The organism is Streptomyces sp. NPDC088733, assembly GCF_044751185.1.
Lineage (GTDB): Bacteria > Actinomycetota > Actinomycetes > Streptomycetales > Streptomycetaceae > Actinacidiphila.
In genome coordinates, this window is sequence record NZ_JBIVLH010000002.1 from 349,990 (window position 1) to 372,842 (window position 22,853).

Consider the following 22,853-nt stretch of genomic DNA (forward strand, 5'->3'; position numbering starts at 1 on the left):
CGTTAACGCTCCTTGCCGTGGGAACCGCGGGATTGGAGGGGCCCGAGCGATTCCCGGGACACCGCACCATCAGTGTTGGTAGCGTGCAAAATTTCCTCTGTGCAAAGATCGCGCGGCCTCGGCGGCTCTCCGGAAAGGTCGGCGCCGACCGCGACCTGGGGAACGGTCGGCGCCACAACAGTGCCGGGCGGTACAAATGACCCATGGCCGCCCGCATCCCCGCCGACGACTCCGACGCCGAAGCGATGGTCGGCGCCCTGCTGACCGCGTCGCGCCTCCTCGTGGCCGTCTCCGCCCGCTCGCTCGCCGCGGTCGAGGAGGCCCTGACCCTGCCCCAGTTCCGGATGCTGGTCGTCCTCGACACCCGCGGACCGCTGAGCCTGTCCCGACTCGCCGCGGAACTGGGCGTGCAGCCGTCGACCGCCATGCGGATGCTGGACCGGCTGGAGTCCGCCGGCACGGTGACCCGGGCCCCGTCCTCCACCGACCGGCGCGTCAGTGTCGTCTCGCTCACCGCGCCGGGGCGACGGACGGTGCGTGACGTCACCGAGCGCCGCAGGGCCGAGATCACGGGCATCGTCGCGTCCATGACGCCCGGTCACCGCCGCGGTCTCGTCCAGGCCCTGCAGGCCTTCACCGAGGCCGGGGGCGAGCCCGCCGTCGGCGAGGAGACGCCGCTGCACATGGGCTGGTGAGGGCCGTCCCCGAGCACGTCATGCCCGCGGCGGATACGCCGCATGAGTGCGGTCTTGTGCTGTGTTCGCGGGACACGAGGCGATCCGCGGTGGTGGTGAGCCCCGCGACCGGCCGCCGTGATCTATGTGTGGGGCAGCGTGATCGAGGCCGCCCTTTCCTGCCAGGGCGCGGCCCGGAGGCGGAGGAGACGGTCGGATGAGCGGTGACGGACGGGCCCCGGCCCCCGGTCCGGCCAAGGGGACGCGGCCTTCCAAGCGCCGCGTACGGCGCGCGTGGCGGCGCCTTCGGCGGGTCGTCGCCGAGGTGGGCGCCGGTGCCCGGGCGACGGCACGGCGGGTGCGGGAGTCACCCCCGCCCCCGGGGCCGTTCCGGCCGGGCTTCTGGCGCAGCCCGATCCGCGGGCCGTGGCTGACGTCGGTGTTCGGCCTGGTGCTGCTGTTCGGCATCCCCGTGCTGTTCGTCACCGGCGCCCTGTCCTACGCCGCGTACAACCCGGACCTGGGCCCGCTCAACGACCAGACCCCCGACAAGGGCCTGCTCGGCTTCTACCTGTTCGACTGGCCCACTCGGCCCTACTGGCTCTACCGGCTGACCCAGGGCGTCCACGTCACCCTCGGGGTGGTCCTGCTGCCCGTCCTGCTGGCCAAACTGTGGTCGGTCATCCCCAGGCTTTTCTCGTGGCCGCCCTTGCGGTCCCCCGCGCAAGGGCTCGAACGGCTGTCGCTGCTCCTTCTGGTGGGCGGGGCCGTCTTCGAGTTCGTCACCGGGATCTTCAACGTCCAGCTCTTCTACATCTTTCCCGGCTCCTTCTACACCCTGCACTTCTACGGCGCGTGGGTGTTCATCGCCGCGTTCGCCGTCCATGTGTGCCTGAAGCTCGGCCGCATGAGACGTGCGCTGCGCTCCCGCGGACTGCTCGCGGAACTGCGCACCGACCGGGCCCGCACCCGTCCCGAGCCGCCCGACGCCGACGGCCTGGTGCCGGTCGCCCCGGCGGCCCCCACCATGTCACGGCGCGGGGCCGTGGGGATGGTGGGCGCCGGGTCGCTGGCCCTGCTCGTGGTCACCGCCGGCCAGAGCATCGGCGGCGCGCTGCGCAACACCGCCCTGCTGGCGCCGCACAACCGCAATCCCGGAAGCGGTCCGAACGGCTTCCAGATCAACAAGACGGCCGCCTCCGTCGGTGTCACCCCCGCCCTGACCGGCCCCGCCTGGCGGCTGGAGGTCCACGGCAGGGGACCGGCCCTGGCCCTCACCCGTGGACAGCTCCTCGCCATGGACCAACGCACGGCCGCCCTGCCGATCGCCTGCGTCGAGGGCTGGTCCACCGAGGACCAGTACTGGAGCGGCCTGCGGCTCGCCGAGCTGGCCGCCATGGCGGGCCTTCCCCACGCGGGGAGCGTGCTGGTGGAGTCCGTGCAACCGCCGGGCCCCTACAGCTCGGTCATGTTGCGCGGCAACCAGATCCACGACCCGCGTGCCCTGCTCGCCCTGCGCGTCAACGGAGCCGACCTCTCGCTCGACCACGGCTACCCGGCGCGCATCATCGTCCCGGCCAACCCCGGTGTGAACAACACCAAGTGGGTGCACCGGCTCACCTTCAGGACATGACCATGGCACGCGCCCCGCGCTGGTACGGCGCCAATCCCCTGCACCTGCTGGTGCTGCTCTGCTCCTTCGCGCTCAGCGCGTACGCCTGCCTGCGGCTGTTCGCGGTGCGGCCGGTCGAAGTGGCGGTCTGGTTCATGGGAGCGGCGGTCCTGCACGACCTGATCCTGCTGCCCCTGTACTCCCTCGCCGACCTGTCGGCCCTCGCGGTCCTGCGGCACCGCGAGCACGTGGTTCCGAAGGCGCCGTGGATCAACCACCTGCGCGTACCGGCCTTCCTGTCAGGTCTGCTGCTCCTGGTGTGGTTCCCCCTGATCCTCGGCATCTCGCGCCCCTACCCGGCAGCCACCGCGCTCAGCATCCACGTCTACCTTCCCCGCTGGCTGTTCGTCACCGCCGTCCTGTTCGGCGTCTCGGCACTGGCCTACGCGCTCAGGCTGCGTCGCATCCGCAAGGCCGAACGCGCCGAAAAGCGGGTCGCCGGTTCGGGGAGGTGATCGCTACCGTGTGGGCCGAACAGGTGCGCACACGCACATGACGGCTCGAACGGAGGCGCCGTGCCCCCGCACATGAGGCTGACGGCGGTCACACTCGACTGCGCGGATCCCCAGGCCCTGGCCGCGTTCTACCAGCGGGCCACCGGGCTCGCGCTCCACCCGGATTCCGACGGCGACTTCGCCGGACTCACCCGCGAGGACGGCTTCTTCCTCGGGTTCCAGCGGGTCGACGGCTACCGGGCGCCGGACTGGCCCGGCCAAGCCGTCCCCCAGCAGGCCCACTTCGACTTCGCGGTCGACGACCTGGACGAAGCCGAGGCCCTGCTCGTGGAGTCGGGCGCGACCAAGCCGCGAGAGCAGCCGGGCGGGGACAAGTGGCGGGTCCTTCTCGACCCGGCCGGGCATCCCTTCTGCCTGGCCAGGAGCTGACGGGCCGAGGACGGCCGCAGCCGCGCCCGCGCGGGGACGGACGGGTCCCCGCGCAGGCGGACGGCATCAGGCGTCGGCGATCGGGCCGGTGCCCAGGCGGACGTTGTCGATCGCCCAGAACCAGTTGTTGCCGGCGTTGAAGATCCGGAAGTTCACCTTGACCGACGTCGCCCCCGACGGGACGGCGACGGGCAGGTCGACCAGGCGGTTCTGCTGGTCCTGGCCGCGGTTGGTGTTCCCGGAGGTGGCGCTGGAGTAGTACAGCACGCGGGACTTCTCGCCGGTGTCGAACTCGACGGTGACCTCGGCCTCCTGCGGGCTCTCCTGGCGGTAGTGCGAGTCGAAGCCGAGGTGCAGCGTCGACGTGCCCGCCGGGACGGCGACCGCGGGGGTCGTCAGCGTCGAGTCGAAGCGCCCCCGGGAGGACGGACTGCCAGTGTCGTCCCAGTCGTCCGGGTCGGCGACAGCGACGATTCCCAGGCCGCGGGTGAAGTTCGTGCGGTCCTGCGCGGCGGGGAACCAGAACTGCTTGGACAGGAACGACCAGCCCTGGAGCTCCCGCGTGCCCTGGGGCATGCCCGTCGCATTGGTGATCGTCCAGCCCGCCGGCGTGGTCCGCGTCCAGCCCACCAGGCCGGGCCGGCTGAGGTCGGCGGCCGGAGCCAGGGCGGGGGCGACGGACTCGAAGTCCTCGGCCAGCAGCAGACCGGTCATGACGGGACCGACCTTGGCGGGCAGCGACGCGGTCTGCTCCTTGGTGCGGCCGGCCAGGACGGCCGTGACGGTCGCCTGAAGGGTGGCGGAGGACCGCGCCGCCGCGGCCGGGGCCACGACGTCCCAGGTGAGGGCGACCGACGAGCGGGCCGGCACCGAGGCCGGCGTGCCCGCCGCCGCGGTGGCCTTCCAGCCGGCGGGCAGCGCGAGCGAGGCCGCCAGGGCGGTCAGCGGGGCGCTGCCGGCGTTGGTGACGGTCGCGGTGACGGTCAGCGGCCTGTCCGGGGACAGCACGGTGCCGTCGGTCTTCGGCGACGTGGCGGGAGCGGTCAGGGCCACGCTCATCGCGGGCGCGACCTTGGTCCGCACCCGCGCGTCGGCGACCTTCAGCAGCCCCTTGCCGTCGGCATGCGCGGCGACGGCGAGGCTGCCCGCCGTGGCGTCCGCGGCCGGGGTGACGGTGAAGCGGACCTCGGCGGACGCTCCCGGAGCGAGCGACTTCGGCGCGGAGCCGGCCTGTTCGAGCGTCCAGTCGGTGGGCGCGAGCAGGGACGCCGCCAGGGCGACCAGCGTGTCCGTGCCCTGGTTCGTCACGGTGACGACGACCTCGGCCGGGCTGCCCTGCGCGAGCGGGGCGTCCAGGGAGGGCAGCGGTGCGGGGAGGGTGATCGCCGCGCTCAGTGCCGGGACCGTTCCGGTGGCCGGGTCGGTGACACCTTCCTTGCCGTCTGCCTGACGGCCGGTCATGCGGCGCAGGAAGCGCGGGTCGTCCAGGTCGACGACCACGATGTCGTACCAGCCGTGGTGCGAGGGGTGGATGGAGACCGTCCGCGTCTGGCCGGGCGCGAGGGTGACGGTGCTGATCTCGTCGTTGGCGTTGCGCGGGTAGACCGACTCGCCCACGAGCAGTGTGCGCGTCGTGGAGGAGGGGTTGCTGCACTGGATGCGGACCGGGCCGGTGCCGCTCTCGTCGACGAGGAAGGCCTCGGCGCCCGCACCCGCGCCGCGCAGCTCCCACAGGGCCCAGCCGGGGCCGCGCACCTGGAGGTCGTAGCCGTCGGTGCCGTAGGCGACCGTGCCGGTGGCCGTCGCGCCGCTGCCCACGGTCCAGGTCTGCGGGGCCGTTCCGTCACCGGAGTACGCGGTGATCGTGGCGGCCCTGCTGCCGGTGTTCCCCAGGGTCAGCCGGACGCCGTCCGCCGGGGACCCGGCGACCTCGGCGCGCAGCGACAGGCGGTACGGCGACGGACGGGTGGGCCGGGTGCCCTCCTCCTGCTCCGGGAGCGCCTGCTCCTTCGGCGGGACGGGGTTCCAGCGGCCGATCGGCGCCGGCACCGGGCCGGGCTGCTCCACGTCGGGCTGGTTGCGTCCGTGGCTGAAGTCGAAGGCGGAGGTGAGGTCGCCGAAGACGCTGCGGCGCCAGGCGCTGATGTTGGGCTCCTGCACCCCCGTCCAGCGCTCCAGGAAGCGGATCACGGAGGTGTGGTCGAACGCCTCGGAGCAGACGAAGCCGCCCGTCGTCCACGGCGAGACGACGGTCATCGGCACGCGCGGGCCGGGGCCGACCGGTCGGCCGCCGAACCAGTCGTCGCTGTTGCCGGACTCCGGCTTCGGCGCGACCGGCGCGGGCACGTGGTCGAAGTAGCCGTCGTTCTCGTCGAAGTTGATGAACACCGCCGTCTTCGACCAGGTCTCGCGGTCGCTGGCGATGGCGTCGAGCAGGTCGTATACGAGGTTGGCGCTGCCGACCGGGGTGGAGGAGCCGGGGTGCTCGGAGAGCGCCGCCGTGGGCACGATCCAGCTCACCTTGGGCAGCGTGCCGTTGCGGATGTCCTGCTTCATCCGGGTGATCAGGGTGTCCGGCTCGGAGCGGTAGGCGCCGCGCAGGAAGAGCCCGCGCTCGGCCTCGTCCAGCGCGTCGACGCCCTGCTGGAACTGGGCGAGCGCCGCCCGGCGGTCCGCTTCGGTCCGGTCCCAGAGGCTGTCGTAGAACTGCTCGGTGGTGGCGAACTGACCGCTCACCTTGGAGAGGATCTTGCGGCCGATCTCCTTCCAGGGGCGGAAGTACTCGACAGCGTTGTCAGTGAAGTTGTCCCACTCCTGGTAGATCTGCCAGGAGATCCCGGCCGCCTCCAGGCGCTCGGGGTAGGTCGTCCAGTTGTAGCCGCCGTGGTTGTAGTCGTAGGCGGCGTTGGTGACGGCCCTGTTGACTCCGTCCGGCTCGTAGCCCGTGGTGCCGGTCCACAGGTAGTTGCGGTTGGGGTTGGTCGAGCCGTACACGGAGCAGAAGTAGGAGTCGCAGATGGTGAACCGGTCGGCCAGCTCGTACTGGAGGGGGATGTCCCGCCGGTCGTAGTGGGCCATGGTGCTCTGGCCCTTGGCGGCCACCCAGTCGTTCCACCAGCCGTTCGCCCGGGCCTGGTTGGCGTCGGAGAAGCCGTGCGGGAGCGAGCCCAGGTACTGGATGTCGCTCTCGGGGCGGCCGGCGTCGCGCGCGGCCTGCCGGGCGGAGAAGGGCAGCACGGCGCCGCCGGCGGCCCGCGGCTGCTCGAAGACCGTCGCGCCGTCGGGCAGCCGCAGCGGCGTACGGTCGCCGAAGCCGCGAACACCCTTGAGGGCGCCGTAGTAATTGTCGAAGGAACGGTTCTCCTGCATCAGCACGATCACGTGCTCGATCGCGTCCATGCCACCGGGCGCCATCGGCGCGGCCATGGCCTGGAGGAGCGACGGGGGAAGGAAGGAGAGCGCGGTACCACCGGCGAGAGCGCCGAGAAGCTTGCGGCGGGAGATGTCGGACATAGTGGGGAGGCTAAGTTGCGGGCCGAGCAGTGGGTAACCCTCCGCGACAGAGCTTCGTCCGCCGTTCACGAGGGAGCGCCGGGCGTTCAACTGTTGGCGTCACACGGGGGCGTGGCACACGGTGTTGTCCGACGTGACGTCAATTCCCGCAACGGCGATGGCCCGGTTCACCGCAACTCCCCTGCCATTGCCCGGAGTCGGGAGGCCCGGGCCTCCCCTTCTCAGGCGGAGACCGTCGCGGGCGTCTCGCTGTCGGCCGACTCGTCGGCGGTCTTCGTCCGCGGGCCGCGCCCCACGAAGGCGTAGGCCGCGCCCACGAGCAGACCACCGCCGACGAGATTGCCCAGGCCCACCAGTAGGAGGTTGCGTCCGAAGGCGGCCGCGTTCGCGCCGGGTATGTGCTCGAACATGCCCAGCGTGTAGTAGGTCATGTTCGCCACGACGTGCTCGAACCCCGAGCCGACGAACGCCAGCAGGCACCAGAAGATCACGGTCAGCTTGGCACCCTCGGACCGGGTCCGCGCCGCCATCCACACCGCCAGGCAGACCAGGAAGTTGCAGAGCACCCCGCGGAAGAACAGCGCGGCCCCCGACTCGGCCGCCTTCGCCTTCACCAGGCTCGCCAGCAGGGCGAGCGCCGGCGCGGTGTGCCCCGGAGCCCCACCGGAGGTGATCACACCGCTGCCGTGCACGAGCCAGGCGAAGGCGACCGACCCGACGAGGTTTCCGAGGAACGATCCGACGATCAGCGCCCCCGCGTCGGCCGCGGTGATGCGCCGGAGGATCGCCCCTTGCACCGCGGTCATCATGTTTCCGGTGGACAGTTCGGCGCCGGCGAACACGGCCAGCGTGAGCCCGACGCCGAAGACCAGGCCCTCGACGAGTTTCGTGTACGGCGACGAGGCGACCAGCAGCGGCCCCGCGACCGCGAGCAGCAGGACCGCCGCAACCCCGATGAACGCCCCGGCCAGCATGGAACCGACCAGGAACCGGCCCGGCCTGCGGAGGCCTGCGGCCTTGTCGGCGGCCACCTGCCCCTGGTCTTCGAGGGCCTGCGAAACGGGGATGGGCATGCTGTCACCTCATAGGTCGCACGACGGACATACAGGGAATACAGGTAATGCAGGGAATAACCCCGCACTTTTCTCGATGCTAGGCCGAAAAGGACGGCCCGAAGGAAAAGGAGTCCTACGTCACACCGCCGGAGAGAGGGATGCGACATGAACGCCAATACCGGAACAAATCGCGGTCATGACTCATTCCGGTATCGGTAAAATCGCGGTATATGCCCCGCCGCGGGTCAGTCGCCGGTGAAGAACGTGCGCCCCGCCCCGACCCCCAGCCCCGATGCCGCCGCCAGCTCCCGGCCCGTCCCGGCCAGCGTGACCAGACGGTCGAGGCGCAGCACCTCCCAGTGCTCCAGGGCGACGGCCGGCAGCGGCTGCGCCGGGGTCCACCCGAGCAGGGCCGTCGCAAGGCCCGCGGCGTCGCCGAAAGCCTTGGACGCCGCCACCGAGGTGTGGGGGCGGACCGTGCCCGCCGCGTCGCCGATGAGCGCCGCGTGGTCGGCCACCATGCGCCACGGGGGCACGTCCAGCACCGGCTGCGCGAAGGGGTCCGACAGCCGCACCAGCTCGGCGAGGGCCGGCGGAAGCGACGCCTCTGCCTCGCGCACCACCCGCTCGGCGGTCTCCGGCGGCACGTCGCCGGGCGGCAGGAAGGACGCGGAACGCCGCGCGGAGCGGCCCGGCAGGAGCGCCGGCAGATCCCGCTCGGCCACATTGACGTACCAGACCCAGTTGACGCGCCGCGCACCCTTCTCCAGCTCGCCGCCGGGTCCCGGGACCAAGGAGCAGAGCATCTGCATGCCGTCGGAGGTGAAGTGCGTGAGACGACCGGAGAGAAGCTCCCGCAGGTCACCGGGAAGCCGGGATTCGGGTTCCAGTCCGCGCCATCCGACGTACCCCGCGTACGCGGGGCGGAAGGACGGGTCGAGGAGTCTGCGCGTCGCCGAACCGATGCCGTCCGCGCCCACGAGGAAATTGCCGTGCGCCGTGTACCCGTCCGAGAACTCGGCGGTGACCTCGTGGCCCTCCACCCGCACGCGCCGCAGCGCGCCGTCCAGGCGGTGGCACACATCGGCGAGGGGTTCCCGCAGCACCCGGTGGAGGACGTCCCAGGCCGTCATCCACTGCGGCGCCTCCTCGCGCACGGCCCTGCCGTCCACGTCGAGTCGCCGGCTCTCGTACAGCTCGACGGCCACCGCCTCGACCGGCACGCCCAGGCGGTGCAGCAGCGCCTCGATGTCCGGCCGCACGACGATGCCGGCGCCGTGTGCCGGCGTCCGCGGCGCCGACCGCTCGTGGACGGCGACATCGGCCCCGGCAGCCCGTAGTTCGTGCGCGGCCGCCAGACCGCCGAGCGATCCGCCGACCACCATCGCCGCGAAGCCGTTCGTCTCCGGAATGGCGCACCTCCACTGCCGCGCGGTCGCTCCCGCACGTCATCCGTTCGGCGAGGGAGCCTAAACACACCCTCCGGACCCCCGCAACACCCGCGTGTGCGCCGGGATTCACCGTGTCAGCCGTTCGCGGCAGCCAGGTTGCGGGGCCATTCCCGGCCAATTAGCGTGACGTGCGGTCGCACCGTTCAGGCGATGAATACCGAGCGCTTTTCCGCCGGTTGCGGGCCCGTCCGGTCAGGCGTTCCCAGGGCCGCCGCAGGAATCGCAGGGAATCACCCCCAAGGAGATCCGCCGTGCCCGAGTTCCCTCATTGGCATTCCCGCCGGAAGGTGCTCCTCACCTCGGCCGCCGCCATGACCGCGGCCACCACGGGGGCCTTCGGCCTGCTCTCCCGGAAACCGGTCGCGGCGAAGGCGGGCACGGCCGTCCGCCCCTTCCGTATCGACATTCCGCAGGGGGATCTCGACGAGCTGCACCGGCGCATCGTGGCAACGCGGTGGCCCGACCGGGAAACGGTGCCCGACCAGTCCCAGGGCGTGCAGCTGGCGACGATGCGGGAACTCTCGCTCTACTGGGCGACGTCCTACAACTGGCGGAGGATCGAGGCGAAGCTCAATTCCCTGCCCCAGTTCATGACCGAGATCGACGGGCTCGACATCCACTTCCTGCACATCCGCTCCCGCCACGCGAACGCGCTGCCGATGATCCTGACCCACGGCTGGCCGGGATCCATCCTGGAATTCCTCAAGGTGATCGACCCGCTCACCAACCCGACGGCGCACGGGGGAAGCGCGGACGACGCCTTCCATCTCGTCATCCCCTCCATGCCCGGATACGGCTTCTCGGAGAAGCCGACCACCACGGGATGGGGGCCCGACCGCATCGGCCGGGCCTGGGCCGTGCTGATGGAGCGCCTGGGATACGAGCACTACGTGTCCCAGGGCGGCGACTGGGGAGCGGTGATCTCGGACCGGATGGCGATGCAGCGTGTCCCGGGACTGCTCGGCATCCATGTGAACTTCCCGGCCACGGTGCCGCCGGACATCGCGAAGAAACTCGCCTGCGGTGACCCGGCCCCGGCCGGCCTGTCCGTGGACGAGCGGGCCGCGTACGACAAACTCGCCGACTTCTACGCAAGGGGCTCCGGCTACTCCGCCATGATGGTCACCCGCCCGCAGACCGTGGGATACGGGCTGACGGACTCCCCCGCGGGACTGGCCGCCTGGATGTACGACAAGTTCGCGGCGTGGACGGACAGCGGCGGCCACCCCGATCGCGTGCTGACCAAGGACGAGATGCTCAACGACATCACGCTCTACTGGGTCACCAACACGGCGGTCTCCTCCGCCCGCCTGTACTGGGAGAACAACGCCAACAACTTCAACGCGGTGTCGGTCTCCCTCCCCGCGGCCATCACGGTGTTCCCGGGCGAGATCTACCAGGCGCCGCTGAGCTGGGCCAAGCAGGCCTACCACGACCTCATTTACTACAACAAGGCCCGCAAGGGCGGTCACTTCGCGGCGTGGGAAGTGCCGGACATCTTCACCAGGGAACTGCGCGCCGCGTTCGCGTCACTGCGTCATCCCGGAGCCGCCGGCAAGTGAGCCCGGACGACCCGGTCTCCCCGGGTCGCACGTGACGCGTGCCGATCGCCGCCGCGGGCAACATCCGTGCCGATCCCCCGAGTTCGCCTGCACCCGACCCCTTCCACGGGCGCCATGGTTTGTGAACTCGCCTATAGGCAGGCCTTGTTGACGAAAACGGCGGAATGGATTCCGCTACCGTCCCGCGCAGGTGTGCACAACTCGCGGTCACCGCGCGATATCGGAACGCGGCGCGTGGTCACCGGCGCGCCACCCGCAGCCCAATACGGACAAAGACCGCCTTCTTTTCCGATGTATTGCAGAACGCCCCCGAAGGGCCGGCGCCGCAATTTCCTGGACGGGAAACCCACATCCCTATGCAACCTTGTTCGGGTGTGGTTTTCTCATCCCTCGTGACCAAGGACTCGGTCGGAACTTCCAACTGAGTGGGCGGGGCGTCCGACGTCCCTTCCACGAGGCTGCTCCGACCGCGTTCCCGGGTGCCCGGAGACCGCCGGGTGCCCCACCGTCCGCCGCCCGTGTTACAGGTCTCCCGGGCGGCCAAGGGTAGTCGTAGATGCGAATACAAGCCCGATGGGCCCTGATCCCCGCCCTGGCAGGCCTCCTGGCGGGCGCCGTACCCGGCGCCGCGCTGGCATCCCAGAGCCCCGTCGCGGGGGCGTCCCCCGTGGGCACCGCTCCGGCCGGGTCCGCGTCGGTCCGGACCGTCACGTTGATCACCGGTGACAAGGTGACGGTCGTCCAGGGCACCAGCGGTGTACCCGCGGTGAGCGTGCGGCGCGGCCCCGGCCGCGCCGGCATCGCCTTCGAGGTGTCGCACCAGTGGCACGGCTCCGACCACCACATCTCGGTGGTGCCGTCGGACGCGCAGGCGCTGCTGACCTCCGGACGGCTCGACGCCCGCCTGTTCGACGTCACCGAGCAGCTCGACGCGGGCTACGACGACGCCTCGACCACCACGCTCCCCCTGATCTACTCGAGCCGCAGCGGCAAGTCCGCCACGGCCCGCGCCGCGATCCAGCAGCACGGCGCGCGGATCTCCCGCACCCTGGACGTGCTGGACGGCGGCAGCTTCGCCCCGGCCAAGCGCGACGCCGCCTCGTTCTGGACGTTCGTCACCGGGACACAGGGGCTGCGCGGCCCGCTGCGCGAACTGTGGCTCAACGGCCGCAGCCGGGTCGCCCTGGCCGAGAGCACCGGCATCATCGGCGCCCCCAAGGTGTGGGACAGCGTCGACGCCAACGGCGTGCACATCACCGGCAAGGGCGTGGTCGTGGCCGACCTCGACACCGGCTACGACCCCACCCACCCGGACCTCAAGGACAAGGCCGCCGCCGGCCGGACCATGGACTTCACGGGGTCCGGCACCGTGGTGGACGGGCACGGCCACGGCACCCACACCGCGTCCATCATCGCGGGCACCGGCGCCGCCTCCGCGGGCAAGTACAAGGGCGTCGCCCCCGACGCCGAACTGCTCGTCGGCAAGGTCTGCGACAACGACGGCTTCTGCCCCGACGACGCGGTCATCAACGGCATGACCTGGGCGTCGGAGGCCGGCGCGAAGGCCGTCAACCTCAGCCTGGGCTCGCCCCCGTACGCGCAGACGGACCCGCTCACCGAGACGGTCGAGAAGCTGACCGCCGAGCACGGCACGCTGTTCGTGATCGCGGCGGGCAACGAGGGCGCCCCCTCCGCCGACTACTTCGGCGGCACCGTGGGCAGCCCGGGCATCGCCGACTCCGCGCTCACCGTGGGCAGCACCACCAAGCAGGACACCCTCAGCGACTTCTCCAGCCGCGGCCCGCGCATCGGCGACTTCGCCGTGAAGCCCGACATCGTCGCGCCCGGTTCGGACATCACCGCGGCCCGCGCCGCCGGCACCACGATGGGCGACCCGGTCGGCGCCTCGTACGTCACCGCGTCCGGCACCTCGATGGCCACCCCGCACGTCACGGGCGCCGTCGCGCTGCTCGCCCAGGAGCACCCGGACTGGAAGGCGGCCGACTTCAAGTCCGCCCTCACCAGCGCCGCCAAGGGCCTGCCCGGACTCACCGCCTACGACCAGGGCACCGGACGGCTGGACGTGGCCCGCGCCGCGGTGCAGACCGTGCGCGCCACCTCCGGCAGCATCAGTTTCGGCAAGGCCGACTTCCCGCACGAGAACGTCACCCGGACCGGCACCGTCACGTACACCAACGACGGCGCCGCCGACGTCACACTGCACCTGTCCGTCGACGCCCACGGGCCCCGCGGCACAAAGGCACCCGCCGGTGCCTTCACCCTGTCCGCGGACACCGTGACCGTCCCGGCCGGCGGCACCGCCTCGGCCGGCCTCACCGCCACGGTCGACGCCACGATGACCGGCGCCTACGGCGGTTCGATCGTCGCCACCACGGACGACGGCGCCACCACGGTCCGCGACGCCTTCGGCGTCTACGCCGAACCGCTCACCCACGCGCTGTCGTTCACGGTCCTCGGCCTCGACGGCAAGCCGGTGGGCGAGGGCACGTACGTCAACGCCTTCGACGTCAGCACCGGCCTGCAGTACAGCGTCACCACCGACGCCGACGGCAAGGCGTCGATGCAGCTGCCCGAGAGCGAGTACGACATCTCGGCGAACAAGTTCGACCCCGTCGGGCACACCTCGGTCCTGTTCTCCACGCCGGGCGTCCACCTCACCGGCGACACCTCGCTCAGCCTCGACGGCCGCACGGCCAAGGAGGTCAACCTGACGGTCGACAAGAGCCAGGCGACGAACGAGGGCATCTTCGCCAGCGTGACGTCCATCAGCACCGACGGGCACTACGGCACGCAGAAGTTCGTGATGGGCTTCCCCGGCGACCGCATCTACGCCACCCCGACGGCTCAGGTCACCAGCCACCCGTTCTGGTTCCTCACCGCCCAGCGGTGGACCGGCACCAAGCCCGTGACCGCCACCAGCCCGGCGTCGAGCTACGCCTACAACCTGGCCGTCAACGCCAAGGGCGGCATCCCGTCCACCCTCACCCGCAGGCTCCCCGACCGCTCGCTCGCCCGGGTCGAGGAGACCTACGCCGGCCAGGGCGGCAAGCCGCTCGGTGTCCGGATCGACACCCCGGTCCCGACGTACGGCGCGGTCGCCTTCGTGGACGGCAGCCAGATCCCGGTCCCGGGCAGGCAGACCCGCTACTACACCGACGACGCGGCGATCGTCTGGGACCGCACGCTCGGCATGCGCGCCCAGAACACCGCGGGCTTCGACGAGATCCAGTTCGCCGACACCACGCGGTTCCGGCCGGACACGGCCTCCACCCGGCTGTGGAACCAGGCCCCGCTGCGCGCCCGTTCACTGGACGCACTGCGTCTCGAGGACCAGCTCTACCTCACCCCGGGCCTGTTCTCCACGGCCGCCGCGAACACGGCCTCCTACTCGGGCCAGGCCCGGGGCACCACGGGCTCCTCGACCCTGTACCGCAACGGGGTGAAGATCGCGTCGCTGGACTCCCTGGGCCAGTTGCAGACCCCCGTCCCGTACGAGAAGGCCACGTACACCCTGAAGTCCTCCGGCACCCGCTCCGTGGGCTGGACGACGCTGGGCAGCAAGGCCTCCGCCACCTGGACCTTCACCTCCCAGCGGCCGAGCACCACGACGATGACCCAGCAGCAGCTGATGAACGTCCGGCTCGGCGGCCCGCTGGACTCCGCGAGCGCCCTTCCCGGCGGCCGTACGTACACCTTCGTCGTCAACGCCGAACGCGGCGGCAAGGCGGCCACCACGTCGCTGGGCATGCGGCTCTCCTTCGACGACGGCAGGACCTGGAAGACCCTGCGGGTCATCCGCTGGGGCGACCTCGGCCTGGTCACCGTGACCACCCCCAAGGCTGGTGGCTACGCCTCCGTCCGGCTCACGGCCAAGGACGCGGCGGGCAACGCGGTCGACCAGACCGTCATCCGCTCCTTCCGGGTGACCCCGAAGAAGTAGGGCAGCCCCGCACCACGCGGCACAGCGGCCCCCGGCGACGGCTCACCGGCCGCCGGCGGGGGCCGCTTCCCGTGGTGCCCGTCCGGGCGTTCAGGGCAGGGCCGGGGCCGTGCTCCGGATGAGACCGCGCAGGTCGGCCGCGTCCTGGCTGGGCGGTACGCCGAACTGGCGGCGGTACTCGCGGCTGAACTGCGACGGGCTGTCGTAGCCGACGCGATGGCCCACCCCCGTGATGTCGTGGGGGTGGGCGGCCAGCAGGAGGCGGGCCTCCTGGAGTCTGATCCGCTTCTGGAACTGGATGGGGCTCATCGCCGCCACCGCCTGGAAGTTGCGGTAGAACGCCGACGTGCTCATCCCCGTCCGCCGGGCGAGGTCCTCGACACGGAACGGCTCCGCGTAGTGCTCGCGGATCCACCGCACGGCGCGCGCGATGTGGCTGAGGCTGCTGTCCGCCAGGCCGAGCTGGCGCACCACGGCCCCCTGGTCGCCGGTGATCAGCCGCCACAGGATCTCGCGGACGACGAGCGGGGCCAGCACGCCGCGGTCCCGCGGCCGGTCGAGCAGCCGTACCAATCGGACCAGGGCGTCGAGCAGTTCGGGCGACATGTCCCCGACGGCGATGCCGGGCGGGGCGCCCGGGGCGGGGCGCGGGAGGTCGCCCGGTCCGGCGCGCAGGAGGAGTTCAGCGATGGCGGACGGTTCCAGGACGAGGGCGAGCCCCAGGGCCGGCCGGTCCGGGCCGATCTCCGTGAAGTGGCCGGTGACGGGCAGGTCGACAGAGGCGACGAAGTACGTACCGGGGCGGTACTCGTACAGCCGCTCCCCCAGCGCCAGGCGTTTCGCCCCCTGCGCCAGGACCGCGAGCACGGTGCCGGACATCGACGTCGACGGCGGGCCCGGGCGGTCGACCCGCGCGATGTGCAGACCGCCGATGTCCGTGGTGGCGTCGTCGCGCACATGCCGGGCCAGCAGGGCGCGGAGCTCGTCGAATCCCATGGCTCCATTGCAGCACGGCGGCCCGGTGGGAATTCCCGTTCGGGACGCCAGGTCGGGACGATCGTGCAAGCACCGGCGAGCTTCGTTCTACCGTTGCCGCACGTCAGCGCGGTGAAATGGGATCCGTGACACCCCGGCGGCAGCGGACACCACCTGCCACCCGGGGAGGAACGGACATTCCCGGATCCCCGGATCCCCGTCGACAGAGGAGCACCGCCATGACCGCCGGCTACGGATTCAGCGCCACACTCACCGCCAGGCCCGCGATGGGCGACCGGCTGGCCGACCTGCTGCTGACCGCCCTGGAGGAGGGCAACCCCGCCGCGAGCGAACACTGCCTGGTCTACCTCGTCTCCCGTTCGGCCGCCGACCGCGACGTCGTGCACGTCGCCGAGGGCTGGACGAGCGAGGAGGACCACCACCGGGTCTTCGCCGGCGCCGCCGCGCAGGCGATCGTGGCGCGGGTCCAGGAACTGGTGGCGGCGAGTTCGCCGTACACCGACCACGTCCCGGTGGGCGGCAAGGCCGTCCTCTGACCCCCCCATCACCCCGCCCACGGAAAGGATCGGCCATGTCCTCCGCACGCCCCGGCCTCGACCCCGAACTCCGCACCCTCCTCGCTCCGATGCCGCTCACCACGCGGCTGACACCGGAACTCCTCGCGCAGCTGCGCCGCATGCCGTCGGCTCCGGTCGAACCCCTCCTGCACGACCACGCGGCCACCCGGCGCGACGTCCTCGTCCCCGGCCCGGACGGCGCGCGGATCCCGCTGTCCGTCCTCACCCCGGCCGCGGCCGGCCGCGCCACGCCCGCACCGTGCGTGTACTGGATGCACGGCGGCGGAATGATCATGGGCGACCGGTTCTCGCAGATCGACATCCCGCTGGAATGGCTCGGCCTGTTCGGGGCCGTCGTGGTCACCGTCGACTACCGGCTTGCGCCGGAGGCCACCGGCACCACCGCGGTCGAGGACTGCTACCGCGGACTGCTGTGGGTGGCCGAACACGCCGCCGAACTGGGCATCGACCCCGACCGCATCGTCATCGCGGGCGCCAGCGCCGGCGGCGGGCTCACCGCCGGCCTCGCCCTCGTGGCACGCGACCGCGGCACCCCCGCCGTCGCCGCCCAGATCCTGATCTGCCCCATGCTCGACCACCGCAACAGCACCGTCTCGAGCCGCCAGTACTCCGGCGGACCCGGCGTGTGGACGCGTGAGACCAACGCGTTCGCCTGGCAGTCCGTCCTCGGCGACCTCGCCGGGGAGGACGAGGTCCCCGCCTGCGTATCCCCCGCGCTGGCCGACGACCTGTCCTCGTTGCCGACCACCTACATCGACGCCGGCTCGGCCGAGGTCTTCCGCGACGAGGCCGTCGGCCACGCCTCCCGCATCTGGGCGGCCGGCGGCCAGGCGGAACTGCACATCTGGGCCGGCGGCTTCCACGGATTCGACGCGCTCTTCCCCGAGGCGCACCTCTCGGCCACCGCGCGCCGCACCCGCACCGACTGGCTGCGCCGCGTCCTGACCCCGGCGCCCGTGACCTCGTAGCCTCCGGCGGGCGGGGGCGTCACATGCCGTCGACGTCCATGACCGCCCGCGCGAAGGCCGCGGGGGCCTCCTGCGGGAGGTTGTGTCCGATGCCGTCCAGCGTCCGGTGCGCGTAGGGCCCGGTGAACTTCGCGCGGTAGGAGGCGCCGTTGCCCGGGGGCGTGAAGGGGTCCTCCGCACCGTCCAGCGTGACGGTGGGGACGGTGATCACGGGTCCGCGCGCCGGACGCGCTTCGAGCGCGTCGTACCGGGGATCGCCTTCGACCAGGCCGAGCCGCCAGCGGTAGTTGCCGATCACGATGGCGACGTAGTCCGGGTTGTCGAAGGCCTCGGCCGTGCGCTCGAAGGTGGCGTCGTCGAAGGCCCAGGTCGGTGAGTTGAACTTCCACACCAGCCGGGCGAGGTCGCTCCGGTAGCGTTCCAGTCCCAGCCGGCCGCGGTCCGTGGCGAAGTAGTACTGGTACCACCAAGCCCATTCGCTTTTCGGCGGCAGTGGCTGCTGGTTCGCCTTCCGATTGGTGATCAGGTAGCCGGTCACCGACACCAGGCCCTTGACGCGTTCCGGCCACAGCGCCGCGATGATGTCGGCGGTCCGCGAGCCCCAGTCGAAGCCGGCGAGGATCGCCTTCTTGATCCCCAGGGCGTCCATGAGCGCGACGATGTCGAGGGCGAAGGCCGACTGCTGCGGAGCCCGCGGAGTGGAACGCTGGAGGAACCGCGTCGTTCCGTGCCCCCGCAGGTACGGCACGACGACGCGGTAGCCCTTGGCGGCCAGCAGGGGCGCGACTCCTTCGAAGCTGTGGATGTCGTACGGCCAGCCGTGCAGGAGGACCACGGCGGGGCCGTCGGCCGGGCCGGCCTCCACGTAGCCGACGTTCAGGACACCCGCCGTGATCTGCCGCACCGGGCCGAAGGAGGCCGCGGCGTCCGGGCTCTCCTTGCCGCCTGCCGGGGCGGCCGGCGCGGGCCCGCTCACGGCGGACGGCGCCGTCGAGCATGCCGTGGAGAGGCCGGCCAGGACGGCCCCGGCCGCTCCCGAGCCGACGATCCTGCCGAAACTGCGCCTGTCGATCATCCTCGGCCTTCCCCGGGGTGCGGGCGGTGGAACCACGCCGGGTTCTTGCCCGGTACAGCAGCGCCCGCGGCGCGGAGTGCCGGATTGTCAGCCCGTCGGCGCAACGCCGCGGGCGGCGCGGCGTTCAGGGGATGACGGCGTCGACGCAGCCGCCGTCCACCCGCAGGGCACCGCCCGTGGTGGCGGATGCCTGGTCGGAGGCGAGGTAGACCACCATGTTGGCGATCTCCGCGGGGGCGATCAGACGTCGCAGCAGGGACTGCGGGCGGTGGTCGCGCATGAAGATCCGCTCCGCTTCCTCCCATGGCAGGTCGCGGCCGACCAGGTCGCGGACGAACTCCTCCACGCCGGCGGTGCGCGTCGGGCCGGCCAGGACCGAGTTGACCGTGACGCCGGTGCCGGCCGCCTTCTTCGCGAAACCGCGCCCGAGGGCCAGCATGGCGGTCTTCGTCGTGCCGTAGTGGATCATCTCGGCGGGGATGGCCACCGCGGATTCACTGGCGATGTACTGGACGCGGCCCCAGTCGCGTTCGAGCATCCGCGGGAGGTAGCCGCGGGTCAGCCGGACGGCGGCCAGCACGTTGACCTCGAAGTACCGGCGCCAGTCCGCGTCGGTGATGTCGAGCGGGTCCTGCGAACGGTAGACGCCCAGATTGTTGACCAGGACATCGACGTCGGGCATCGCCGCCAGAACGCTCGCCGCCCCCTCCTCGGACACGACATCGGCGACGACGGCGACGAAGTCGCCGTCCGGCACCTCCGCCCGCAGCCGCCGTACCGCTTCGTCGACCCTCCCGGCGTCACGTCCGTTGACGCCCACCCGTGCGCCCGCCGCCGCGAGGCCGGCCGCGATGGCGGCCCCGATGCCCTGCGTCGACGCTGTCACCAGCGCGGTCCGTCCGGTGAGATCGATACGCATGTGCGACTCCCTGTCGAGGCCTGCGGCCACGCGGCCGAGTTCGCGGATGTACCGGCAGAATCGTCACGGATGGCGACAACAGCCTCATACGCCGCATCGGCATCCTAAAGGGGACATCGAGCGGCAGCACCTTGCGCGAGGGACCCGGCCGGCAGGCCGCCGGCCGGGTCCCTCGCGGAGCGTGAGGGGCGGGCCGGGCGTCAGCCGACGCGATGCGCCCTGACGCCGGTGGGTTCGAAGTCGTAGACGTACCGGTTGATCCGGAGGCCGTCGACAGCGCCGATCCACATGTGGTCCCGGCCCTTGCCCACCGCGATGCTGAGGATGGTGGGCTGCCGCACGGCACCGGCGAACGATGCCTTCAGCTCTGCGAACGTGCACTGCCGGGGGCTGCGGTTCTGGGTGCAGGAGGTCTCGCCGCCGGTGAGGTACCACGTACCGGACTCGGTGGCGTCGATGTACTTGCTCCAGCTGTTCACCGCCAGGGAGGCGGGCGGGTTCCACACCAGGGTCGAGTAGTCGTCGGGCACGGTCATGTTCGGATCGATCTCGATCCGGATGTTCGGCATGTTGAGGGCGCCACCGTAGGAGACGTTCTCACTGGTCTGGAAGACATGGAATCCGATCTTGTCCAGGCCCAGCAGCCGGTCACCCAGGAAGTCGACCTCGTTGCCGAAGTCGACCTTCTCGTCGGGTGTCACCTGGATGCCCAGGCTGCCGGTTCCGTAGGGAGGCCTGGAGGTGGAAGTCGACCCCCCCTGCGTGGTGACCGGGACGAAGGGACCGTTCCGCAGCTGGGCCACGGCGGAACCGATCGTGTTGCGCGTGATCAGCCCCCAATGATCCGACGCACCCGGCCCGTTGCCGCTTCCGTTTCCGTTTCCGTCCGCGACGGCCGACACCGATCCCGACAGCATCGAGACGAGAACGGCGGCCACCGATATGACCGCGCGTGCCCTTCCCCGGCTTCCGCCCAAACGAGCCTTCACGTCCGCTCCTTCCAGTCGGTGGGAGAGCCGGACGCACGCGGGCCGTCGGGCGGCGTGGGGCACGCCGCCGCGGGGAGGCGGCTGTTCGGGCATGGCTCTCCGCGACGTCCCCAGATCTTGGGTCAGTCCTTGTCGTTCACCGGGACGCGTCCCAGTACGCCCTCGGGATCGGACTCCCGGCAGGGCCACGGTGCATTCCCCTGGCATGTGCCGGTCGGGAAATTCACCTGATCACCGTGGCATGCGGTGCCGGGCGTCGCATTCCGGACGTGCCGTTCGTGGCCGGAGCACCGCGCACGGGCGACCTGCCGGCCGCCTACTCGGCCCAGGGCCGGAAACCGGTGTCCAGGACGGCTTCGAGGGACGCGCGCAACCGGGCGGCCTCCTCGGCGCCGAACGACTCCTCGAACCGTTCCTGGACCGCCCGCCACAGGGGCAGCGCCGCCTTCAGGCGGGCCCGGCCGTCCGCCGTGATCGTGACGACACGGGCGCGGCGGTCGGTCTCCGAGGTCCCGACGGTCACCAGCCCCTCCCGGGCGAGCGGCTTGAGGTTGGAGGCCATCGTCGTGCGGTCCATGGCGATCATTTCGGCGAGGAGGGTGATCGTCGTCTGCCCTTGCGCGCCGAGCTTCTGCAGGACGGTGAGCTGCGTGGCGCGCAGACCGACCGGCGCCAGGGCCCTGTCGTACGTCGCGCCGAGATACCGGGACGCCTTGCGCAGTGCCAGGTTGTTGCACGGGTCGTCGAGGTTCTTCAATGCGCGGGTCACGGCACCTCCCCTTCCGCATCCCACGATACGCGCACGTGCTCGCATATGTCCGCACCGGGTGGTGGCACGGAGAAGCCGATGAGACGTGCGTCACTTTCGCGCCGCTGTCACATTCCGCTCGACTGCGCGGTCAGAGCTGCGTAACCGTTCCTACGGCACAGGAGAGCACGATGAACGCGCGTCTCAACTTCTTCGGTAACCCGACCGCGGGCAAGTTCCTCAAGCACATCAACTCTGCGGGCATGGTCGCGGCCGAGTCGACCCTGCCGCACGCGACGCAGGAACTGGTGAAGATCCGCGCCAGCCAGATCAACGGCTGCGGCTTCTGCACCGACATGCACACCAAGGAGGCCACCCGCGCGGGTGAGACCCCGGTGCGCCTCAACCTCGTCGCCGCCTGGCGCGAGGCCACGGTCTTCACCGACGCCGAGCGCGCGGCCCTGGAAGTGACCGAGCAGGCCACCCGCATCGCCGACGCGGCCGGCGGCGTCTCCGACGAGGCGTGGGCCGCCGCCGCCAAGCACTACGACGAGGACCAGCTGATCGCCCTGATCTCCCTCATCGCGGTCATCAACGCCTACAACCGCATCAACGTGATCAACCAGCAGCCCGCCGGCGACTACCAGCCCGGCATGTTCGGCTGATCGACGAGCCTCCCGCCCCACGGGACGGGTTGTCCGTCTCCGGGCCATGTCCCCGACCATGGCCCGGAGACGGGCGGACACCCGCGCCCCCGGTCCCGCCCGTGTTCACTCCGGGCGGCGCGGCGCCGGGAGTTCGCCGGACCCGCGGGCGACCAGTCGGGTCTCGACCATGATCGTGCGGGCGCGTGAGCGGTCGCCCTCCAGGCGTTCGACGGCGGTGGCGCCCGCCACCTCCCCCATCGCCGCGGGGTTCTGCGCGACCACGGTGAGCGCGGGTTCGAGGATCGCGGCCATCGGCACGTCGTCGAAGGCGACGACGGCCACGTCCTTCCGGCGGCTGCGCGAGAGTTCGGCCATGACCCCGATCGTCATGACGTTGTTGCCGGAGAGCAGCGCGGTGGGCGGATCGGGCAGCGCGAGCAGCCGCGCGGTCGCCTCGGCCGCACCGGACGGGTCGTGGGCGTCGGCGACCAGGGCGCGGTCGTACGGCAGGCCGGCCTCGGCGATCGCCGCGCGGTAGCCGGCGAGGCGTTCGCGGCGGGTGTACAACCGGGCCGGCAGGTCGCCGATGAAGCCGATCCTGCGGTGGCCGCGGGTGATCAGATGGGTCACGCCCTCGTGGGTGCCCGAGCGGTTGGAGCTGACGACCGTGTCGGCGGTGAGGCCGTTGCCGGGCCGGTCGAGGAAGACGACGGGCATGCCGCCGGACCGCTGCGCCTTGAGGTACGTGTGGTCGGCCCCGACGGCGGGCGCCACCATGAGCACGCTCACCCTGCGGGCCAGGAAGGTCCGGATCAGGGCGAGTTCACGTTCCGGGTCGTCGTCGGAGGAACCCATGAGCAGGGTCAGCCCGCGGGTGTGCACGGCGTCCTCGATGCCGCCGGCCACCGCGCCGAAGAACGGGTTGCCGAGGTCCGGCACCACCAGGCCCACGGTGGTGTCCGGTCCGCCGACCCGGATGCTCCGGGCCATCAGGTTGGGCTGGAAGCCGAGTTTGGCGACGGCCTCCAGTACCCGCTTCCTGGTCTCCGGGGAACTGGGGCCGTCCTCGTTGAGGACCCGGGAGACCGTCTTGGCGCTCACGCCCACCTCGCGGGCCACATCGGCGAGGGTCGGTCTGCGGGTCGCTGCCATAAACCACCT

General features: G+C 71.6%; 18 protein-coding genes. 9 read left to right on the forward strand and 9 right to left on the reverse strand.

Going from position 1 to position 22,853, the window contains the following annotated elements:
* Positions 1–203 precede the first annotated feature (203 nt).
* From ACIP64_RS04955 to ACIP64_RS04970, 4 genes are all read left to right on the forward strand, one after another.
* Positions 204–695, forward strand: coding sequence for a MarR family winged helix-turn-helix transcriptional regulator (locus tag ACIP64_RS04955; RefSeq protein WP_401581928.1), 492 nt, complete (start codon positions 204–206; stop codon positions 693–695).
* 196 nt (positions 696–891) lie between these two features.
* On the forward strand, positions 892–2,307 hold the full coding sequence (locus tag ACIP64_RS04960) for a molybdopterin-dependent oxidoreductase (protein ID WP_401581931.1): 1,416 nt from the start codon (positions 892–894) through the stop codon (positions 2,305–2,307).
* Complete coding sequence (locus tag ACIP64_RS04965; RefSeq protein WP_401581932.1) at positions 2,304–2,801, forward strand: hypothetical protein; 498 nt, start codon at positions 2,304–2,306, stop codon at positions 2,799–2,801. Before ACIP64_RS04960 ends, ACIP64_RS04965 begins: the two co-directional genes overlap by 4 nt.
* Positions 2,802–2,861: 60 nt before the next feature.
* Entirely contained in the window at positions 2,862–3,230 is a 369-nt protein-coding gene (locus tag ACIP64_RS04970; RefSeq protein ID WP_401581934.1) for a VOC family protein, read from the forward strand.
* A 66-nt stretch (positions 3,231–3,296) separates the two neighbouring features.
* On the opposite strand, the gene ACIP64_RS04975 is transcribed toward ACIP64_RS04970, so the two are convergent.
* The 3 genes from ACIP64_RS04975 to ACIP64_RS04985 form a co-directional block, all read right to left on the reverse strand.
* A complete protein-coding gene (locus tag ACIP64_RS04975) occupies positions 3,297–6,743 on the reverse strand; it encodes a phosphocholine-specific phospholipase C (RefSeq protein ID WP_401581935.1) in 3,447 nt (1,148 codons plus the stop codon).
* A gap of 221 nt (positions 6,744–6,964) precedes the next feature.
* A complete protein-coding gene (locus ACIP64_RS04980) occupies positions 6,965–7,816 on the reverse strand; it encodes a formate/nitrite transporter family protein (protein ID WP_401581937.1) in 852 nt (283 codons plus the stop codon).
* Positions 7,817–8,043: 227 nt separating this feature from the next.
* Positions 8,044–9,183: an FAD-dependent monooxygenase gene (locus ACIP64_RS04985; protein ID WP_401581940.1), complete on the reverse strand. Its 1,140-nt coding sequence runs from the start codon at positions 9,181–9,183 to the stop codon at positions 8,044–8,046.
* 317 nt (positions 9,184–9,500) lie between these two features.
* Here ACIP64_RS04985 and ACIP64_RS04990 point away from each other — a divergent pair, with 317 nt between their 5' ends.
* The gene (locus ACIP64_RS04990; RefSeq protein ID WP_401581943.1) at positions 9,501–10,811 is read left to right on the forward strand and encodes an epoxide hydrolase family protein; all 1,311 of its coding nucleotides are present in this window, start codon (positions 9,501–9,503) and stop codon (positions 10,809–10,811) included.
* 556 nt (positions 10,812–11,367) lie between these two features.
* Positions 11,368–14,772, forward strand: coding sequence for a S8 family serine peptidase (locus ACIP64_RS04995; protein ID WP_401581946.1), 3,405 nt, complete (start codon positions 11,368–11,370; stop codon positions 14,770–14,772).
* 90 nt (positions 14,773–14,862) lie between these two features.
* Here the strand turns inward: ACIP64_RS04995 and ACIP64_RS05000 are convergent, their stop codons facing one another.
* Positions 14,863–15,768: an AraC family transcriptional regulator N-terminal domain-containing protein gene (locus tag ACIP64_RS05000; RefSeq protein ID WP_401581948.1), complete on the reverse strand. Its 906-nt coding sequence runs from the start codon at positions 15,766–15,768 to the stop codon at positions 14,863–14,865.
* A gap of 218 nt (positions 15,769–15,986) precedes the next feature.
* Between ACIP64_RS05000 and ACIP64_RS05005 the strand changes: the two genes are divergently transcribed.
* Positions 15,987–16,304: a putative quinol monooxygenase gene (locus tag ACIP64_RS05005; protein ID WP_401581950.1), complete on the forward strand. Its 318-nt coding sequence runs from the start codon at positions 15,987–15,989 to the stop codon at positions 16,302–16,304.
* Positions 16,305–16,339: 35 nt separating this feature from the next.
* Positions 16,340–17,314: an alpha/beta hydrolase gene (locus ACIP64_RS05010; protein WP_401581953.1), complete on the forward strand. Its 975-nt coding sequence runs from the start codon at positions 16,340–16,342 to the stop codon at positions 17,312–17,314.
* A gap of 19 nt (positions 17,315–17,333) precedes the next feature.
* On the opposite strand, the gene ACIP64_RS05015 is transcribed toward ACIP64_RS05010, so the two are convergent.
* The 4 genes from ACIP64_RS05015 to ACIP64_RS05030 form a co-directional block, all read right to left on the reverse strand.
* Positions 17,334–18,389 carry an alpha/beta fold hydrolase gene (locus ACIP64_RS05015; RefSeq protein WP_401581955.1) on the reverse strand — a complete coding sequence of 352 codons (1,056 nt, stop codon included), beginning with the start codon at positions 18,387–18,389 and terminating at the stop codon, positions 17,334–17,336.
* A gap of 124 nt (positions 18,390–18,513) precedes the next feature.
* Positions 18,514–19,308, reverse strand: coding sequence for an SDR family NAD(P)-dependent oxidoreductase (locus ACIP64_RS05020; RefSeq protein WP_401581958.1), 795 nt, complete (start codon positions 19,306–19,308; stop codon positions 18,514–18,516).
* Positions 19,309–19,508: 200 nt separating this feature from the next.
* Entirely contained in the window at positions 19,509–20,297 is a 789-nt protein-coding gene (locus tag ACIP64_RS05025; protein WP_401581961.1) for a hypothetical protein, read from the reverse strand.
* Between the two features lie 316 nt (positions 20,298–20,613).
* The gene (locus ACIP64_RS05030; protein ID WP_401581963.1) at positions 20,614–21,066 is read right to left on the reverse strand and encodes a MarR family winged helix-turn-helix transcriptional regulator; all 453 of its coding nucleotides are present in this window, start codon (positions 21,064–21,066) and stop codon (positions 20,614–20,616) included.
* 170 nt (positions 21,067–21,236) lie between these two features.
* On the opposite strand from ACIP64_RS05030, the gene ACIP64_RS05035 reads away from it, so the two are divergent.
* Positions 21,237–21,710: a carboxymuconolactone decarboxylase family protein gene (locus ACIP64_RS05035; protein ID WP_360907547.1), complete on the forward strand. Its 474-nt coding sequence runs from the start codon at positions 21,237–21,239 to the stop codon at positions 21,708–21,710.
* 105 nt (positions 21,711–21,815) lie between these two features.
* On the opposite strand, the gene ACIP64_RS05040 is transcribed toward ACIP64_RS05035, so the two are convergent.
* Positions 21,816–22,844, reverse strand: a complete 1,029-nt coding sequence (locus tag ACIP64_RS05040) for a LacI family DNA-binding transcriptional regulator (RefSeq protein WP_401581967.1) — start codon at positions 22,842–22,844, stop codon at positions 21,816–21,818.
* Between the last annotated feature and the right edge of the window lie 9 nt (positions 22,845–22,853).

What these genes read in the sequence shown, in the direction of transcription:
- ACIP64_RS05035 (WP_360907547.1), top strand. Translation starts at nt 21,237, where the DNA reads ATGAACGCGCGTCTCAACTTCTTCGGTAACCCGACCGCGGGCAAGTTC.
- ACIP64_RS04965 (WP_401581932.1), top strand. Translation starts at nt 2,304, where the DNA reads ATGACCATGGCACGCGCCCCGCGCTGGTACGGCGCCAATCCCCTGCAC.
- ACIP64_RS04955 (WP_401581928.1), top strand. Translation starts at nt 204, where the DNA reads ATGGCCGCCCGCATCCCCGCCGACGACTCCGACGCCGAAGCGATGGTC.
- ACIP64_RS05020 (WP_401581958.1), bottom strand. Translation starts at nt 19,308, where the DNA reads ATGCGTATCGATCTCACCGGACGGACCGCGCTGGTGACAGCGTCGACG.
- ACIP64_RS04995 (WP_401581946.1), top strand. Translation starts at nt 11,368, where the DNA reads ATGCGAATACAAGCCCGATGGGCCCTGATCCCCGCCCTGGCAGGCCTC.
- ACIP64_RS04980 (WP_401581937.1), bottom strand. Translation starts at nt 7,816, where the DNA reads ATGCCCATCCCCGTTTCGCAGGCCCTCGAAGACCAGGGGCAGGTGGCC.
- ACIP64_RS05000 (WP_401581948.1), bottom strand. Translation starts at nt 15,768, where the DNA reads ATGGGATTCGACGAGCTCCGCGCCCTGCTGGCCCGGCATGTGCGCGAC.
- ACIP64_RS04960 (WP_401581931.1), top strand. Translation starts at nt 892, where the DNA reads ATGAGCGGTGACGGACGGGCCCCGGCCCCCGGTCCGGCCAAGGGGACG.
- ACIP64_RS04975 (WP_401581935.1), bottom strand. Translation starts at nt 6,743, where the DNA reads ATGTCCGACATCTCCCGCCGCAAGCTTCTCGGCGCTCTCGCCGGTGGT.
- ACIP64_RS05040 (WP_401581967.1), bottom strand. Translation starts at nt 22,844, where the DNA reads ATGGCAGCGACCCGCAGACCGACCCTCGCCGATGTGGCCCGCGAGGTG.
- ACIP64_RS05005 (WP_401581950.1), top strand. Translation starts at nt 15,987, where the DNA reads ATGACCGCCGGCTACGGATTCAGCGCCACACTCACCGCCAGGCCCGCG.
- ACIP64_RS04985 (WP_401581940.1), bottom strand. Translation starts at nt 9,183, where the DNA reads ATGGTGGTCGGCGGATCGCTCGGCGGTCTGGCGGCCGCGCACGAACTA.
- ACIP64_RS05010 (WP_401581953.1), top strand. Translation starts at nt 16,340, where the DNA reads ATGTCCTCCGCACGCCCCGGCCTCGACCCCGAACTCCGCACCCTCCTC.
- ACIP64_RS05015 (WP_401581955.1), bottom strand. Translation starts at nt 18,389, where the DNA reads ATGATCGACAGGCGCAGTTTCGGCAGGATCGTCGGCTCGGGAGCGGCC.